Annotated in this window: 14 protein-coding genes; 5 read left to right on the top strand and 9 right to left on the bottom strand. The window is 46.4% G+C overall.

What is annotated here, in order from left to right:
• Positions 1-21 precede the first annotated feature (21 nt).
• The 8 genes from J7649_RS05195 to J7649_RS05160 form a co-directional block, all read right to left on the bottom strand.
• Entirely contained in the window at positions 22-1,434 is a 1,413-nt protein-coding gene (locus J7649_RS05195) for a short-chain fatty acid transporter (RefSeq protein ID WP_219309677.1), read from the bottom strand.
• Between the two features lie 96 nt (positions 1,435-1,530).
• Positions 1,531-2,169, bottom strand: a complete 639-nt coding sequence (locus J7649_RS05190) for a CoA transferase subunit B (RefSeq protein ID WP_219309676.1) — start codon at positions 2,167-2,169, stop codon at positions 1,531-1,533.
• Positions 2,170-2,171: 2 nt separating this feature from the next.
• A complete protein-coding gene (locus tag J7649_RS05185; RefSeq protein WP_219309675.1) occupies positions 2,172-2,876 on the bottom strand; it encodes a CoA transferase subunit A in 705 nt (234 codons plus the stop codon).
• 93 nt (positions 2,877-2,969) lie between these two features.
• Positions 2,970-3,872 carry a hydroxymethylglutaryl-CoA lyase gene (locus J7649_RS05180; RefSeq protein WP_219309674.1) on the bottom strand — a complete coding sequence of 301 codons (903 nt, stop codon included), beginning with the start codon at positions 3,870-3,872 and terminating at the stop codon, positions 2,970-2,972.
• Positions 3,869-5,863, bottom strand: a complete 1,995-nt coding sequence (locus J7649_RS05175; RefSeq protein ID WP_219309673.1) for an acetyl/propionyl/methylcrotonyl-CoA carboxylase subunit alpha — start codon at positions 5,861-5,863, stop codon at positions 3,869-3,871. Before J7649_RS05175 ends, J7649_RS05180 begins: the two co-directional genes overlap by 4 nt.
• A 19-nt stretch (positions 5,864-5,882) precedes the next feature.
• Positions 5,883-6,677 (bottom strand): enoyl-CoA hydratase/isomerase family protein, encoded by a 795-nt coding sequence (locus tag J7649_RS05170; protein ID WP_219309672.1) that lies wholly within the window; start codon positions 6,675-6,677, stop codon positions 5,883-5,885.
• An 11-nt stretch (positions 6,678-6,688) separates the two neighbouring features.
• On the bottom strand, positions 6,689-8,290 hold the full coding sequence (locus J7649_RS05165; protein WP_004729985.1) for a carboxyl transferase domain-containing protein: 1,602 nt from the start codon (positions 8,288-8,290) through the stop codon (positions 6,689-6,691).
• A gap of 35 nt (positions 8,291-8,325) precedes the next feature.
• On the bottom strand, positions 8,326-9,498 hold the full coding sequence (locus J7649_RS05160) for an isovaleryl-CoA dehydrogenase (protein ID WP_004646592.1): 1,173 nt from the start codon (positions 9,496-9,498) through the stop codon (positions 8,326-8,328).
• Positions 9,499-9,646: 148 nt separating this feature from the next.
• Here J7649_RS05160 and J7649_RS05155 point away from each other — a divergent pair, with 148 nt between their 5' ends.
• The 5 genes from J7649_RS05155 to J7649_RS05135 all read left to right on the top strand — a co-directional run bounded on the left by J7649_RS05155 (position 9,647) and on the right by J7649_RS05135 (position 14,766).
• Positions 9,647-10,282: a TetR/AcrR family transcriptional regulator gene (locus J7649_RS05155; RefSeq protein WP_005251442.1), complete on the top strand. Its 636-nt coding sequence runs from the start codon at positions 9,647-9,649 to the stop codon at positions 10,280-10,282.
• A 98-nt stretch (positions 10,283-10,380) separates the two neighbouring features.
• Positions 10,381-12,069 (top strand): AMP-binding protein, encoded by a 1,689-nt coding sequence (locus J7649_RS05150; protein WP_219309671.1) that lies wholly within the window; start codon positions 10,381-10,383, stop codon positions 12,067-12,069.
• 309 nt (positions 12,070-12,378) lie between these two features.
• Positions 12,379-13,047 carry a class I SAM-dependent methyltransferase gene (locus J7649_RS05145; protein WP_219309668.1) on the top strand — a complete coding sequence of 223 codons (669 nt, stop codon included), beginning with the start codon at positions 12,379-12,381 and terminating at the stop codon, positions 13,045-13,047.
• A gap of 62 nt (positions 13,048-13,109) precedes the next feature.
• Entirely contained in the window at positions 13,110-13,907 is a 798-nt protein-coding gene (locus J7649_RS05140; protein WP_004646597.1) for a thioesterase family protein, read from the top strand.
• Between the two features lie 82 nt (positions 13,908-13,989).
• Positions 13,990-14,766, top strand: coding sequence for a Rossmann-like and DUF2520 domain-containing protein (locus tag J7649_RS05135; RefSeq protein WP_219310055.1), 777 nt, complete (start codon positions 13,990-13,992; stop codon positions 14,764-14,766).
• Between the two features lie 93 nt (positions 14,767-14,859).
• Here the strand turns inward: J7649_RS05135 and trmB are convergent, their stop codons facing one another.
• On the bottom strand, positions 14,860-15,576 hold the full coding sequence (gene trmB, locus J7649_RS05130; protein ID WP_219309666.1) for a tRNA (guanosine(46)-N7)-methyltransferase TrmB: 717 nt from the start codon (positions 15,574-15,576) through the stop codon (positions 14,860-14,862).
• Between the last annotated feature and the right edge of the window lie 107 nt (positions 15,577-15,683).

Raw genomic sequence — 15,683 nt, 5'->3', positions numbered from 1 at the left:
GTCCTTTTTTGTTATCTTAAATTAAGAAAATACCGGCGGGCTATAAGTCAATGTCCGACCAAGGAACCATAGCAGGAACAGTACCAAAGGCAGATGGAAAATCAACTGGGTCACCGTAAATCCAATCACATCTTTGGCTTTTAATTTCAGGATACCCAACATCGGAAGCATAAAGAATGGATTAATCAGATTCGGCAAGGCTTCTGCCGCATTATAAATCTGTACCGACCAGCCCAGATGCACTTTCAGGTCATGCGCAGCCTGCATCACATAGGGCGCTTCGATAATCCATTTCCCTCCGCCAGAAGGAATAAAGAAACCCAGAATCGCCGAGTATAAGCCCATCACGATGGCAAAGGTTTCCTGCGAGGCAATGGAAACAAAGAACTCGGCAATGTAATGTGACAATGACAGATCGGCCGGGTTTAGCGCATTGGTCATCATAAAGGCAATACTGCCATACAGCGGAAACTGGATCAGTACCCCAGAAATGGCGGGTACGGCTTTGGATACCGCATTCAGGAAATTTCGCGGTGTACCGTGTAAGGCCACGCCCAAAATCAGGAAGATAAAGTTATAGGTATTTAAGCTGGAAATGGCCAGAATCGGATTGCTTTTGGAAAATTCGTTAAACATCCAGACTGCGCCCAGAATCACAATCAGAATGCTTAAAATGGGTGAATTTTCCAGCCAATCCCCCGGTCTTTTTTCGGCAGATACTTCCGGTTTTTCTTCTTCAATCTGAATCGGGAAGTGCTCAATGGTTTTAATGTCAGACCCTTTAGGTGCTGACCAGTAAGCAATCGCAATTGAAGCTACAATCAGTACCGCCGTCATGATCATGGATTGCGGCAGGAAAATGGTTTCGGTAAATGGAATCACGCCCGTCAGATTATAAATCGGTTCAGGCAGACTGCTTTTATTGGCCTGTAACTGTGCAGCTGAAGAACTGATGCCCAGTGCCCAGGTCGCACCCATCCCGATAATCGCGGCAGCCGCAGCAGCGCGGTAATCCATGTTAAGCTCTTTACGCTGTGCCAGTGCAATCACTAGGAGTGCAGTCAGTACAGTACTCATGGCCCAATTAATCAGAGAAATTAACAGGCTGACCGTGGCGACCAGGACAATCGCACCACGACCGGAATGTGGCAGGCGCGCCATTTTCTGGATCAGAAGCTGGACAGGCTTAGATACGGAAACCACATAACCGACCACGATCAGCATGCACATCTGCAAGGTAAAGGGAATCAGGCTCCAGAAGCCGTCTCCAAAGGAAATCGCGACATCCTGTGCGGGTGCACCAATTCCGATGGCGGCAATCGCCACAATGATGACGCCAAGCAGGGCAAAAATATAAGAATCTGGAAACCATTTTTCAGACCAGTCGCTGACGCGCAAGGCGAAGTGCTGCAAAATATTTTGTTGAGTTTGCATGATTAAAATCCATTTATTCTGCGATTATTATTTTGAAATGAAACAGCTATATATAAAAAAGCCCTTAAGATGCTTCATTCTTAAGGGCTGGCTGGATCAGGCAGCGTTACGTAGTAGCGCTACCCCCGTGACTTTTTGAATCTCTTCAAAACTGACCTCTGGTGCCAGTTCGACCAGTCGAATTCCATCAGGAGTGACATCCAGTACTCCGAGATCGGTAATAATCCGATTCACCACAGCCTGGCCGGTCAGCGGCAGACTACATTCTGGAACTATCTTAGGTGTACCATCTTTGGCGCAGTGTTCCATCAAGACCACGACCTTTTGTACACCCGCGACCAGATCCATGGCACCGCCCATGCCTTTGACCTTTTTGCCTGGAATCATCCAGTTGGCCAGATCACCAGTTTCTGAAACTTCCATAGCACCCAGAATGGCAATATTGACATGACCACCACGGATCATGGCAAAGGAGTCGGCACTTGAGAAAAATGAAGCACCTTTTCGTGCAGTGACCGTCTGTTTACCGGCATTGATCAGGTCGGCATCGACAGTTTCTGCAGTTGGAAATTCGCCAATCCCCAGCAAACCATTTTCCGACTGCAGCCAGACATTGATATTTTCCGGAATATAGTTCGCGACTAGCGTCGGCAGGCCAATCCCTAAATTGACATAGAAACCATCTTCAAGCTCTTGTGCCGCGCGCTGCGCCATTTCATTACGTGTCCAAGCCATGATCAAGCCTCCGCCTTTAAGGTCATCTGTTCAATACGTTTTTCCGGTTGAGTATTCAGGACTATCCGGTTCACATAAATTCCCGGAAGATGGATTTCGTCCGGATCCAGCGCACCAATCTCGACAATTTCTTCAACTTCAGCAATGGTGACTTTACCCGCCATGGCACAGACCGGATTAAAGTTCTGGGCGGTTTTACGGAAAATCAGGTTGCCAGCTTTATCGGCCTTATAGGCTTTGATTAGCGCAACATCGGCAGTTAAAGACTCTTCCAGGATATATTTCTTGCCTTTAAATTCACGTTCATCCTTACCTTCGGCGATTACCGTACCCACACCGGTCGCCGTATAAAAAGCCGGAATCCCGGCACCGCCAGCACGTAATTTTTCTGCCAGTGTACCCTGTGGGGTCAGCTCAACTTCCAGTTCGCCATTTAAATATTGACGTTCGAATTCCTTGTTTTCACCGACATAAGAGGAGATCATTTTTTTAATCTGTTTTGTTTCCAGTAAAAGCCCCAGACCGAAGCCGTCTACACCGGCATTATTGGAAATACAGGTCAAATTTTTGGCACCAGTTTCTTTTAGGGCCGTGATCAAAGCTTCTGGAATACCACATAGGCCGAAACCACCGACAGCCAGAGTATGACCATCTTGCACCACATCCTTTAAGGCGGATTGAGCGCTGTCATAAACCTTGTTTGACATCTTGTCACCTCTATTGTTATTACAGCAGACTTAAATCTGCTGTTTATATCCTTATGGGTTGCTTAAGTTTATTTTGCTCAAGCATGATTATTGTTAAGCACAGGCTTTTTGCCAATAGGCATTGGCATAATTGGATGGATTATTGCGCTGCAAGACTTCACTGATATTACGGCTGGCCTGCATCAGTGCATCCAGCTGAATACCGGTTTCAAAGCCCATATTCGAGAGCAGGTAATACAGGTCTTCGGTCGAGACATTGCCAGATGCACCTTGGGCATAAGGGCAGCCACCTAAGCCGGCAATGGAGGAATCAAATACGCGAATGCCTTGCGATAGCGACTGGTAGATATTCGCAATCGCCATGCCGTAAGTATTATGAAAATGGCCTGCCAAAACTTTAGCATCAAGTTCAGCCAGACAAGCCTCCCAGACATTTTTCACCCGATCCGGTGTTGCTGTACCAATGGTTTCACCCAATGACACTTCGTAGCAGCCCATCTCCAGCAAACGCTGGGTGACTTTAACCACCTGTTTCGGATCAATGGCACCTTCATAAGGACAGTCCACCATGCAGGAGACATAGCCGCGCACCTTAATGTCATTGGCTTTGGCGGCTGCCATGACATCGGCAAACTTCTCAAAACTTTCATCAATCGAGCAGTTGATGTTTTTGCGGGTAAAGCTTTCAGAAGCAGCGGTAAATACCGCGACTTCTTTGCAACCCACAGCCAGTGCCGATTCAAAACCTTTCAGATTTGGGGTCAGCAGACTGAACTGAATATTCGGATCTTGGGGTAGGCTGGCAAAGAGCACATCACTGTCTGCCATTTGCGGTACCCATTTGGCTGAAACGCAGGAGCCGACTTCGATGGACTGTAGACCGGTTTTCATCAGGTCCAGAATCAGGTTTTTCCGGTCATCCAATCTCAAAGGTGTTTTTTCATTTTGCAGGCCATCGCGTGGCCCGACTTCTACGATTTTGACAAAATCCGTCATGCCACTTCCTCCGCCAGCGGCTGGAACTCGACCAGTTCATCACCGGCTTTAACCTGATCACCCTTCTGGAAATATGAGCTTGCGATGATGCCGTCATGCGGTGCGCGAATCGAGTATTCGATCTTCATGGCTTCCAGCGTCATCAGCACATCATCTTTTTTGACTTTGTCATTGGCTGCCACGAGCACCTGGGTAATGACACCTGGCATTGGTGCGATCAGGTTATTTTCCGTGCCTTGTTCATCCTGATTATTAAAATCAGACTTCAGGTAATTAAACTTATAGCTTTGACCATTCTGGAACAGGGTAATGCCTTGCTCACTCTGGCTAAAAGCCAGTTTTTGCTGTTTACCCACCAGTTGCAAGGCTAAAGTATGGGCATCGACGAGTTGACCCTGAATCTGAATTTGCTGACCGTTATAGCTGGCAACAAAGCCTTGATCTTGGGTGCTGAACTGAATTTTCAGGTTAATGCCATTGCGTTGTAATTGCACTGTATGGCTATTTTGCTGGTTCAAGCGCCAGAATGCTTTTTGCTGCCACACCGGATTGCTTGGAACGGGATTCTGTGCTTGACGTGCCAGGAGTTCAATCAGTGCGGCACTGACCACCAGTTCGGCACTGATATCCGCAGAAGGTTTGAGCAGGAATTCCTCTTCACGCTGAATCAGGCCAGTATCTAAATGTGCATTTTTAAACGAGTCACACAGCACCAGGCGATCTAGAAAAGCAATATTGTTACCCAGACCATCAACATGGAACTGACCCAGTGCATGGTGCATCTGGGTTAGGGCTGCTTCACGGTTTTTGCCCCAGACAATCAGTTTGGCAATCATCGGATCATAATAGGTGCTGATCTCGTCGCCTTCGACAATACCGCTATCGACACGGACATGGTCATTTTGCTCTGGATAATGCAGGTAGCTGATCTGACCAATCGCAGGAATAAAGCCTTTTTCCGGTTCTTCGGCATAAACACGGGCTTCGAGTGCATGTCCATGAATCTGCAATTCATGCTGCTGCTTCGGTAAAGGTTCACCAAAAGCCACGCGCAATTGCCATTCCACTAGATCCTGTCCGGTAATCATTTCAGTCACCGGATGTTCAACCTGAAGACGGGTGTTCATTTCCATGAAGTAAGCTGTGCCGTCTTGCTCCACGATAAACTCGACTGTACCGGCACCGACATAGTTCACTGCACGCGCAGCATCGATTGCCGCCTGACGCATCGCCTCAAGTTTGTCTTCCGGCATTTTCGGTGCAGGCGCTTCTTCCAGCACTTTCTGGTGACGGCGCTGTACCGAGCAATCACGTTCGAACAGATGTACATAATTGCCGTGGGTATCACCAAACACCTGCACTTCAATATGACGTGGCTGAATCACATAGCGTTCAATCAGAACGTCTTCATTGCCAAAACTTGAACGTGCTTCACTTTTACAAGATGCCAGTGAACTCAGGAAATCTTCACTGCGTTCCACCAGACGCATGCCTTTACCGCCACCGCCGGCACTGGCTTTAATCAATACCGGATAACCAATATTGTCTGCCTGCTGTTTCAGGAAGTCGGCATCCTGATTGGTACCATGATAGCCGGGGGTTAAAGGCACACCGGCTTTTTCCATCAGGGCTTTAGAGGTGGCTTTCAGACCCATTGCCAGAATGGCATCGACTGGCGGGCCAATAAAGACAATATTGTTGTCCTGACAGGCCAAGGCAAACTGGTCATTTTCGGACAGGAAACCATAACCGGGGTGAATCGCCTGGGCACCAGTGTTTTTGGCTGCCTGAATAATGCGATCAATTTGCAAATAACTTTGTGCTGCTGGCGATTCACCAATATAGATCGCTTCATCGGCCAGTTTCACATGTTGTGCCTGCGCATCAGCATCGGAATAGACGGCAACGGTGGCAATTCCTAATTTCTTCGCTGTACGAATCACACGGCAGGCAATTTCACCACGGTTGGCAATTAAAATCTTCTCAAACATTGTAGGATCCTTCTCGTTGTTATGCCGTGGTCTTGATCCAAGCCGGGCTTTGTTTGTTCAAAAATGCATTCAGTCCATTTTTCGCCTCATCTCCCTGGCGAATATGGGCAATATGCTGTGCTGTTTTAAGCAGTAAATCTTCGGTCAATACCTGTTGGTCAACCAGTTGAATCAACTGTTTCGATGCGCTCTGTGCGGCAGGACCACCCAGTAAAAGTGCTTCCACAATTTCATCAATTTTGCTGTCGAGCTGTTCTGGTGTAGTGACTTCATGCGCAAGACCAATGCTTTTGGCCTGTTCAGCAGTAATCCGCTCGGCAGTCAGGAAATAACGTGAAGCTTGACGTGTACCAATTGCACGAATTACATACGGGCTGATGGTCGAAGGTGCCAGACCTAAACGTACTTCCGACGTCGCAAACTTGGCATCGGTACTGGCCACGCAAATATCACAGGCCGAAGCCAGACCCATGCCGCCGCCAAACGCAATACCATGTACCCGGGCAATGGTCGGCTGTTTCAAGGTTGCCAGACTTTGCAGCATTTTCGCCAGTTTGAGCGCATCCGCCTCATTGTCTGCCTGTGATGCCTGACCGGCCTGTTTCATCCAGTTCAGGTCAGCACCGGCCGAGAAGCTTTTGCCACGACCCGCCAGAATCACCACGCGTACATCATCACGGTTATTTAAAGACTGGAAGCAAGCATGCAGTTCTTCAATGACTTGAGTATTAAAGGCATTGTGCAGTTCAGCACGGTTAATCCAAACCGTTGCCACCTGATTCTGCTGTTCGAGCTGTAAAAATTGATATGTCATTTTGTCACCTCTTACATGCGGAACACGCCGAATTTGGTTGGCTGGATGGGCGCATTCAGGGCTGCAGCCAGACTCAAGGCTAGTACTTCACGCGATTGCGCTGGATCAATCACACCATCATCCCATAAACGCGAAGACGCATAATAAGGATGGCCTTGGCGTTCGTACTGGTCACGAATCGGCTGTTTAAACTGGTCTTCTTCTTCAGCTGACCAAGTTCCGCCTTTTTGCTCAATCTGGTCACGTTTTAAGGTCGACAAGACGCTGGAGGCCTGTTCACCGCCCATCACTGAAATACGCGAGTTTGGCCAGGTCCACATAAAGCGTGGCGAGTAAGCGCGTCCACACATACCATAGTTGCCTGCACCAAAAGAACCGCCAATCACTAGAGTCAGTTTCGGTACATTGGCATTGGCGACGGCCATCACCAGCTTCGCACCATTTTTGGCAATGCCTTCATTTTCATACTGGCGGCCGACCATAAAGCCGGTAATATTTTGCAGGAAAATCAGCGGAATATTGCGCTGGGTACACAGTTCAATAAAATGTGCGCCTTTTTGGGCAGACTCGGAAAATAGAATGCCATTATTGGCAATAATCCCGACCGGCATGCCATAGAGCTTGGCAAAACCGGTCACCAGGGTAGTGCCGAAACGTGCCTTGAACTCGTCAAAACGTGAGCCATCGACAATACGCGCTATCACTTCACGGATATCAAAAGGCTTGCGCGCGTCACTCGGCACAATGCCGTACAGTTCCGAACTGTCAAACAGCGGCGCTTCGATTTCATCTGCGGTCTTGTTTGGCTTTTTGTTCAGGTTGGCCACGATGTTGCGGGCAATCGCAAGCGCATGTTCATCATTTTCTGCCAGATGATCAGCCACGCCAGACAAACGGGTATGCACATCACCACCACCGAGATCCTCACTGGACACCACTTCACCAGTAGCTGCCTTAACCAGAGGAGGACCGCCGAGGAAGATCGTGCCCTGATTGCGGACAATAATGGTTTCATCTGACATGGCAGGAACATAAGCCCCACCGGCAGTACAGCTACCCATCACCACTGCAATCTGGGCGATACCTTGGCTCGACATACGTGCCTGATTGTAGAAAATACGGCCGAAGTGATCGCGGTCTGGAAATACTTCATCCTGTAAAGGCAAATATGCACCACCTGAATCCACCAGATAAATACAAGTCAGCTGGTTCTGTTCGGCAATTTCCTGGGCACGTAAATGCTTTTTCACTGTTAATGGATAATAAGTACCGCCTTTCACCGTAGCATCATTGGCGATGATCATGCAGGTCACACCGTTGACCTGACCAACACCAGCGACCACACCTGCGGCAGGCACATCATCCTGATACACCTGATAGGCAGCCAGCTGACCAATTTCCAGAAAAGCGGTTCCTGGATCAATCAGGTGATTAATCCGTTCACGTGGTAACAGCTTGCCACGGTCCAGATGTTTTTGGCGGGCAGTTTCGCCGCCACCCAAAGCAATTTTTTCAACTTTCTGTTTTAGGTCATCCACCAGTTGCAGCATGGCAGTCTGGTTGGTTTTAAACTCTTCACTACGTATATTGATTTTGCTCGATAACTGATTCATGACGAACATCCTTGTTTTATTCTAAGTGTTAAGATTTAGGCTGTTTCGTTGAAAAGTTCACGGCCAATCAGCATGCGGCGGATTTCTGAAGTACCGGCGCCAATTTCATACAGTTTGGCATCGCGCCATAAACGGCCTGCAGCAAACTCGTTGATATAACCGTTACCACCTAAAGTCTGAATGGTTTCACCCGCCATCCAGGTCGCTTTTTCAGCAGCATATAAAATGGCACTGGCAGCATCTTTACGCAGGCTACGGCTATGTTCGGCCTTGTCACATTCAGCGCCTACGGCATACACCAAGGCCTTACATGCCAACCAGGTCGAATACATGTCGGCAATTTTGCCCTGCATCAGCTGGAATTCACCGAGAGCCTGGCCAAACTGTTTACGGTCATGAATATATGGAATCACGGTATCCATACAGGCATCCATAATCCCCAGTGGGCCAGCACTCAATACAGCCCGCTCGTAATCCAGCCCACTCATTAACACTTTGGTACCATTGCCGACGCCACCCATGACGTTTTCTTTCGGTACTTCGACATTGTCAAAAAACAGCGGATAAGTATTGGAACCGCGCATACCCAGTTTGTCCAAATGCGTGCCATGGCTGAAACCTGGCATATTTTTCTCGACCAGAAACGCAGTCATGCCTTTGGCACCGGCTTGCAAATCGGTTTTTGCATAGACCACCAATACATCGGCATCGCCACCATTGGTGATCCACATTTTTGAACCATTCAACAGGTAGTGATCGCCTTTGTCTTCTGCTTTCAGTTTCATGCTCACCACATCCGAGCCTGCATTCGGTTCAGACATTGCTAAGGCACCGACATATTCACCTGAAATCAGTTTAGGCAGATAACGCTGTTTCTGTTCTTCAGTACCATTTCGCTTAATTTGGTTTACACATAGGTTAGAATGTGCGCCATAGGACAGCCCAATGGATGCAGAAGCACGGGAAATTTCCTGCATGGCAATGATGTGCGCCAGATAACCAAAATTTGAACCGCCATATTCCTCACTGACTGTAAGCCCGAGCAGGCCCATCTCGCCAAATTTTTTCCAAAGGTGAGCAGGGAACTCGTTGTCACGGTCAACTTGTTGAGCAATCGGGGTAATTTCTTTGGCGCAAAATGCGGCCACTGAATCACGAAGCGCTATTAGAGTTTCATCCAAACCGAAATCCAAGCTTTGTAAATTCATTCTTCATCCATCCTGAGGTTATATTTGTTGTGTCCAAAAAAGCATTGTTGTTGTGCTTGTGGTTTTAACATACAACGAAAAAATAAAAAAGTGAATCTATATTCACAAAATGATTTACAATTCATTTTATCTTGTTGAGATTAATTTTATGAGTTATAAAAGATCATCATTGATGCAGGAACGAATGGAACAAAATCGCCTGTCGATTTTGGAATCTGCTCGTGAACTGATTATTCAAGGGGGCTTGAAGGAGGCATCGATTCAGGCGATTGCAGAACGCGCAGGCGTTTCTACAGGGCTGGTCTATCGATATTTCGAAAGCAAAAGCCAGATTTTAATTGAGGTTTTGTCGGCCGCGATTCAGCATGAAGTCGGAATTCTGAACCATATTGCCGAGTCAGATTTATCGCCAAAACTGAAATTGCAAAAATCTGTTACAACTTTTGTCAAGCGTGCCATGAATAGCCCCCAATTGGCGTATTCACTGATGTTCGAACCGGTTGATCCGGAAATGGAACATGAGCGTTTTCGCAGTAAGCAGCTGCTCAAGCAGAGCATTAAGGAAATTCTGGCCGAAGGAAAGGTCAATGGAGAATTCGAATTTGAAGATTTGAATACGGCAGCATTGGGCGTGGTTGGTGCCATGACCTTTGTCGTGATTGAACCTTTAAATCCGTCCCGAAATGTCATGTTTGATCAGAAGTATAAGGATCACTTTGTCAAACAGATTGCCGATTTTTGTGTCAACGCAGTACGTGGACAGGAGGAAAATTTACAAGCATAAACGCACAAAAAACCGGTACACAGACAAGGTCGTCGTGGTCATAAAACAATTAGTAAAGTTGAAAATCAGAATTACAAAGAATCAAGGAGATCGATTCAATGACACAAGTACGGTTAAGCTATGCCTATGGAACCAGCAGTCAGCCTTTATTGGGCATGACGATTGGTGAAAAATTTGATCAGGCTTGCGAGCAGTATGCAGAACGTGATGCAGTGGTGAGTCTGCATCAGGACATACGCCTCAGTTACCGGCAGCTACAGGATCAGGTCAATGCCTTTGCCTGTCAGCTGCTGAAACTGGGTATGCAAAAAGGTGACCGTCTGGCGATCTGGTCGCCGAACTGTGTGGAATGGACCATTACCCAGTTTGCAGCCTTCAAGGCAGGCATTATTCTGGTGAATTTAAATCCAGCTTATAAAAGCAACGAGCTTGAATATGTGCTGAATAAAGTCTCTTGTAAGGGACTGGTGATTGCAGCGCAGTTTAAGACGACAGACTATCAGGAAATTCTGACTAAAATTGCACCTGAGCTGATGCAGACTGAAACTAAATTTCTCAATGCAGAGCGACTCCCACATTTAAAGCATGTGATTAAAATTGATGATCAGCAGCATACTGGCATCCACCGTTTTCAGGATTTACTAAGCTCGCCTAGCGAACAAGAGCTGGAACAACTGCAACAGATCTCCAGTGAATTGCAGTTCGATGAAACGATTAATATCCAGTTTACCTCGGGCACCACGGGCAATCCGAAAGGCACCATGCTGACCCATAATAATATTTTAAATAATGGGTATTTTGTCGGTGAAGCGATTCATTTAGGTCCAGAAGATCGTGTCTGTATTTCAGTTCCTTTATTTCACTGCTTTGGTATGGTGATGGGTAATCTGGCCTGTATTACGCATGGTTCTGCCATGATCTATCCATCAGCTGTATTTAATCCGCTGGAAACCTTGAAAGCCATTCAGCAGGAAAAATGTACCGCGGCTTATGGTGTGCCAACCATGTTTATCGCCATTCTTGAGCATGAACAGTTTGACGAATTTGACCTGTCCAGTCTGCGTACCGGGATTATGGCGGGTAGTCCATGTCCGCAGGAAATTATGCAGCGCGTGATTGAACGCATGCATATGTCTGAAATCACGATTTGTTATGGCATGACCGAAACTGCGCCAGTGAGTGCACAAAGCTCAACGGCAGACAGTGTCGAGCGACGTGTTAGTACGGTTGGCCGGGTACATCCGCATCTGGAAGTTAAAATTGTCGATGAAAATGGCAAGGTGGTTCCACGCGGTCAATTGGGCGAGCTATGTGTACGCGGTTATTCCGTCATGCTCGGTTACTGGGAAGACCAGGACAAAACTCAGGAAGTGATTGATGCTGCACGCTGGATGCATACCGGTGATATCGCTGAAATGGATGATGAAGGCTTTGTGAAAATCAAGGGTCGAATCAAGGATGTCGTCATTCGTGGCGGAGAAAACCTGTTCCCGAAAGAAATCGAAGATTTCCTTTATACCCATCCTGCCGTTTCAGATGTACAGGTGATCGGTGTGCCAGACCATAAATATGGTGAGGAACTTTGTGCTTGCATCATCCTGCATGAAAATGATCCATGTACTGAAGAAACCATCCGTCAGTATTGTAAGGAGCATATTTCTCACAATAAAGTGCCACGTTATGTGCGTTTCTTCCAGGAATTTCCAATGACGGCTTCCGGTAAGGCGCAGAAGTTCAAATTGCGTGAATTTATGCGTGAAGAGCTGAACTTGAAAGAGATTGCTTAAATTGTATTGATGCGATTCTTAAATGGGGCAAAGCAGTATTTAATGCATGCATTGCCTCCATTTGTATAACGGTTTCGATATCAATGTTTAGGCTTTTCTTACTTTTGATGGGCCAAAAGTAAGCAAAATCCCTTTATTTTGCTGAAGGGACTTCCATGTCCCTCAGCAAAATGGCGACATCCATGTCGCCGGGTCTATGATCAAATTTCAAGAAAACAGTAAATAAGATCAAGCTACAAGATTTAAATATTCAATCTATCTAAATACCCGCCTGAGTTTTAGATTCGTGCATAGATTTAGAGTAAAAATATGGCAAAAAACTTTCACAGTGAAGTCGTGGTCGTCAGTTATGACGATCATATCCGTAAACTGATTCCCGGTTATGAACTGGTGCATCAGCAGATTGAAGCAATTCTCAGCACTGAACTCCCAGAAACCGCACATATATTAATAGTGGGTTGCGGAACAGGTTATGAATTGTCGTATTTATTAGAGCAACATCCAGACTGGACCTTTACTGCAATTGATCCATCAGCAGCCATGCTGAAACAGGCCAGTAAAAATCTGAATTCTATAGATCGACAAAGGGTGAAATTCGTCCAAAGTATGATTCAAGATTTGAATCAGCCAGATACGTTTGATGCTGCGTTAGCCATTCTGGTGGCACATTTCATTTCAAATTCCGAAAAAAACGGATTTTTTCAGGCTATCCAGCAGTGTCTTAAAACCAATGGTCTTGCATTGACCTATGACCTGATGCAACCCGAAGATCAGCAAGACATCAAAATTATGCAGAAGCTGGCACAACAGACAGGGTTAAGCGTGGTGCAAAGTAACAAGATGGTTGAACGCTTGGAGCAGGATTTTCACTTGTTATCTGCACAAAATTTTACAGCGCTTTTAACCAAAGTCGGATTTAAACAGTGCAAGATTTATTGTCAAATCATGAATTATCATGGCTTTTTGATACGAAAATAAAGATCAAAGAACTTTTTGCAAATTCTAAAGTTTAAGAGAATATTCAGGGAAGTATTAAAACAATGTCGGCATATTACAGTTTTATTCAGCGCGAACAGCATGCAGATGGCAGTACCACGGCCTATTATAGTTCTAATATTCATGCACAAGGTGCATGGAATCCGCATGAGCAGCACATGGCGCCAGCCACCGGTATTCTATGCGTCGAACTGGAACAGTTTCAGCCACGTGCTGACATGCGTATTGGTCGGGTCGGGCTGGATATTTTTGGCCTGATAGCCTTTGGTGAGTTTTCAATTACCACGCGCATGATCCGTCCGGGTAAAACCATCGAACTGGTTGAAGCTGAAATGTGTGCCAATGGGAAAACCTGCATTGTGGCACGTGCCTGGAGAATGCTAACTTCAGATACCAAGGCCATTGCCGGAGTGGAAGACTTTCCGATCGAAAGTCCAGAATATTTACCTATTTGGGAGGGTATGCGTTGCTGGCCAGGCGGTTATATCCAGAGTATTGAAACCCGGGCACATGCCGACCATCGTGCAGGCAAGGGCATTGTCTGGTTAAGAAATTCGCTGGACATGGTAGAAGGCCAACCGACGACAGACTTTAGCCGTTTGCTTGGTATGGTCGATACGGCCAATGGCATCGTGCCACGTCAAGACCCGAATTCCGGTTGGGGATTTCCGAATCTGGACCTGCAGATTCATATGCACCGTCTGCCGCAGGGTAAATGGCTGGGACTGGAAGTGGTGCAGCAATATGGTGAAGATGGTATTGGTCTGACCAGCGGGATTCTGCATGATGTTCATGGACCTTTTGGTCGAAGTGAACAGATTCTGACCCTGCGAAAGTTCTAAAGTCTATTCGAAACATCAAGGCCAATTGCCTCAATCTTTATTTATTGGCATGCTGTGCGTAATTTATCAGGAAGAACAGCAGATGCGGATCAGTATGATTGGGGCAGGGCGAGTGGCATATCATCTTGCCCTTGTATTGTCAGCACAACATGAGATCGTACAGATCTACAGTCGAACCCTAGAAAAAGCACAGCAACTGGCTGAGCAATTCAACGCTCAGGCCATCGCTCAGCCTGAACAGCTGGATCATGAGGTGGATCTGGTCATTATCGCGGTTAGTGATCAGTCGATTGCCAACGTCATTGAACAGATTCATCCGTATCTACAGCAGAATCTGATCGTACATACCTCTGGCAGCACCCATCTCAATTTACTGAAAAATGTGCATGCGCGTGCAGGCGTATTTTATCCTTTACAGACCTTTAGTCTCGAACGCCAGATTGATTGGCAGCAGACGCCACTGTTGATTGAAGCGGTGAATGAACAGGACCAAATCCTGTTATTAGAACTGGCAAATAGCCTAAGCAATCGTGTTTATACTTATAGTTCCAGTCAACGTCTCAGTTTGCATCTTGCAGCGGTATTTGCCTGTAATTTTGCCAATTACTGTTATGACATGGCCAAGCAGGTGGTGGATGTACAACAGGTCGATTTCAGTTTGTTGTATCCCTTAATGCTGGAAACTGCCAATAAAGCCACTCAGAATGATCCCAAACAAATGCAGACCGGCCCAGCGATGCGTGGTGATCAGAATATCTTGAATATGCATCAGCAGATGTTAGCCAATATGCAGCGAGAAGATTTACAAAATGTCTATCAGTTGTTGAGCCAGCAGATTCTCACGCGTCATCAGAAATGAAGAAGCTGATAATTTATCTACGAAGCAGGGTTCAAAGCCAAATTTTTCCCATAAAAAAGCGCTGAATAATCAGCGCTTTTTTTGAGTCTTAGATTAAGAAATTTTCTTAAAGATAAAATCATTAATCTTGTGACCTGCTTCAATCCCGCGACGTTCAAACTTGGTTTGTGGACGCCATTCCGGACGAGGATAGCTATTGCCTTTGCCCGCCAGATTTTCCAGACGTGGACGTTCTTCCAATACTTCTATCATCCATTCCGCATACGGTTCCCAGTCCGTTGCAGCATGGAAAGTTCCGCCAAGCTCCAGCTTTTGCTCCACCAGCGGCATACGGTCATGCGAAACAAAGCGGCGTTTAAAATGACGTTTTTTCTGCCATGGATCAGGGAAGTATAACTGAACTGCATTAATACTATTGTCTGGCATTTCACGTAATACCTGAATTGCATCAGCATCCAGCACACGTAAGTTCGTTAGGCCTTCAACACCTGCTTCATACACGCACTGCGCAATTCCAGGTACATGGACTTCAATTCCGACAAAGTTACGTTCAGGATTAGCTTTGGCCATCAATACCAGTGAACGGCCCATACCAAAACCAATTTCTACAGTCAAAGGACGTTCAGGATGTTCAAAGTGCTGACGCAAATCACCGACTGGATATTCCAAAATTAAGTGACCATATTGTTCAAGCGCAGTACGTTGAGAGGTATTCAGCGGCATTGAGCGGCGCATAAACGTCACGATTTCACGGTGCTCGCTTAAGTTTTCCAGCTCCACGACTTGCTGGTCTAATTGATCGTTCGACATAACTTTGGCAAATCTAAAAATTCAGAATGCGGTATTTTAAGTCCTGAGCCGAGCAAGTCAAACTTTTCTCGGTATTTCTCCATAAAAATCGGCAAGATCTTCCAGAT

Source organism: Acinetobacter lwoffii, assembly GCF_019343495.1.
Lineage (GTDB): Bacteria > Pseudomonadota > Gammaproteobacteria > Pseudomonadales > Moraxellaceae > Acinetobacter > Acinetobacter lwoffii_P.
Note: the sequence above shows the minus strand (reverse complement) of the source record. Positions and strands in the feature narration are given on the sequence as shown.

What these genes read in the sequence shown, in the direction of transcription:
- J7649_RS05195 (WP_219309677.1), bottom strand. Translation starts at nt 1,434, where the DNA reads ATGCAAACTCAACAAAATATTTTGCAGCACTTCGCCTTGCGCGTCAGC.
- J7649_RS05190 (WP_219309676.1), bottom strand. Translation starts at nt 2,169, where the DNA reads ATGGCTTGGACACGTAATGAAATGGCGCAGCGCGCGGCACAAGAGCTT.
- J7649_RS05185 (WP_219309675.1), bottom strand. Translation starts at nt 2,876, where the DNA reads ATGTCAAACAAGGTTTATGACAGCGCTCAATCCGCCTTAAAGGATGTG.
- J7649_RS05180 (WP_219309674.1), bottom strand. Translation starts at nt 3,872, where the DNA reads ATGACGGATTTTGTCAAAATCGTAGAAGTCGGGCCACGCGATGGCCTG.
- J7649_RS05175 (WP_219309673.1), bottom strand. Translation starts at nt 5,863, where the DNA reads ATGTTTGAGAAGATTTTAATTGCCAACCGTGGTGAAATTGCCTGCCGT.
- J7649_RS05170 (WP_219309672.1), bottom strand. Translation starts at nt 6,677, where the DNA reads ATGACATATCAATTTTTACAGCTCGAACAGCAGAATCAGGTGGCAACG.
- J7649_RS05165 (WP_004729985.1), bottom strand. Translation starts at nt 8,290, where the DNA reads ATGAATCAGTTATCGAGCAAAATCAATATACGTAGTGAAGAGTTTAAA.
- J7649_RS05160 (WP_004646592.1), bottom strand. Translation starts at nt 9,498, where the DNA reads ATGAATTTACAAAGCTTGGATTTCGGTTTGGATGAAACTCTAATAGCG.
- J7649_RS05155 (WP_005251442.1), top strand. Translation starts at nt 9,647, where the DNA reads ATGAGTTATAAAAGATCATCATTGATGCAGGAACGAATGGAACAAAAT.
- J7649_RS05150 (WP_219309671.1), top strand. Translation starts at nt 10,381, where the DNA reads ATGACACAAGTACGGTTAAGCTATGCCTATGGAACCAGCAGTCAGCCT.
- J7649_RS05145 (WP_219309668.1), top strand. Translation starts at nt 12,379, where the DNA reads ATGGCAAAAAACTTTCACAGTGAAGTCGTGGTCGTCAGTTATGACGAT.
- J7649_RS05140 (WP_004646597.1), top strand. Translation starts at nt 13,110, where the DNA reads ATGTCGGCATATTACAGTTTTATTCAGCGCGAACAGCATGCAGATGGC.
- J7649_RS05135 (WP_219310055.1), top strand. Translation starts at nt 13,990, where the DNA reads ATGCGGATCAGTATGATTGGGGCAGGGCGAGTGGCATATCATCTTGCC.
- trmB (WP_219309666.1), bottom strand. Translation starts at nt 15,576, where the DNA reads ATGTCGAACGATCAATTAGACCAGCAAGTCGTGGAGCTGGAAAACTTA.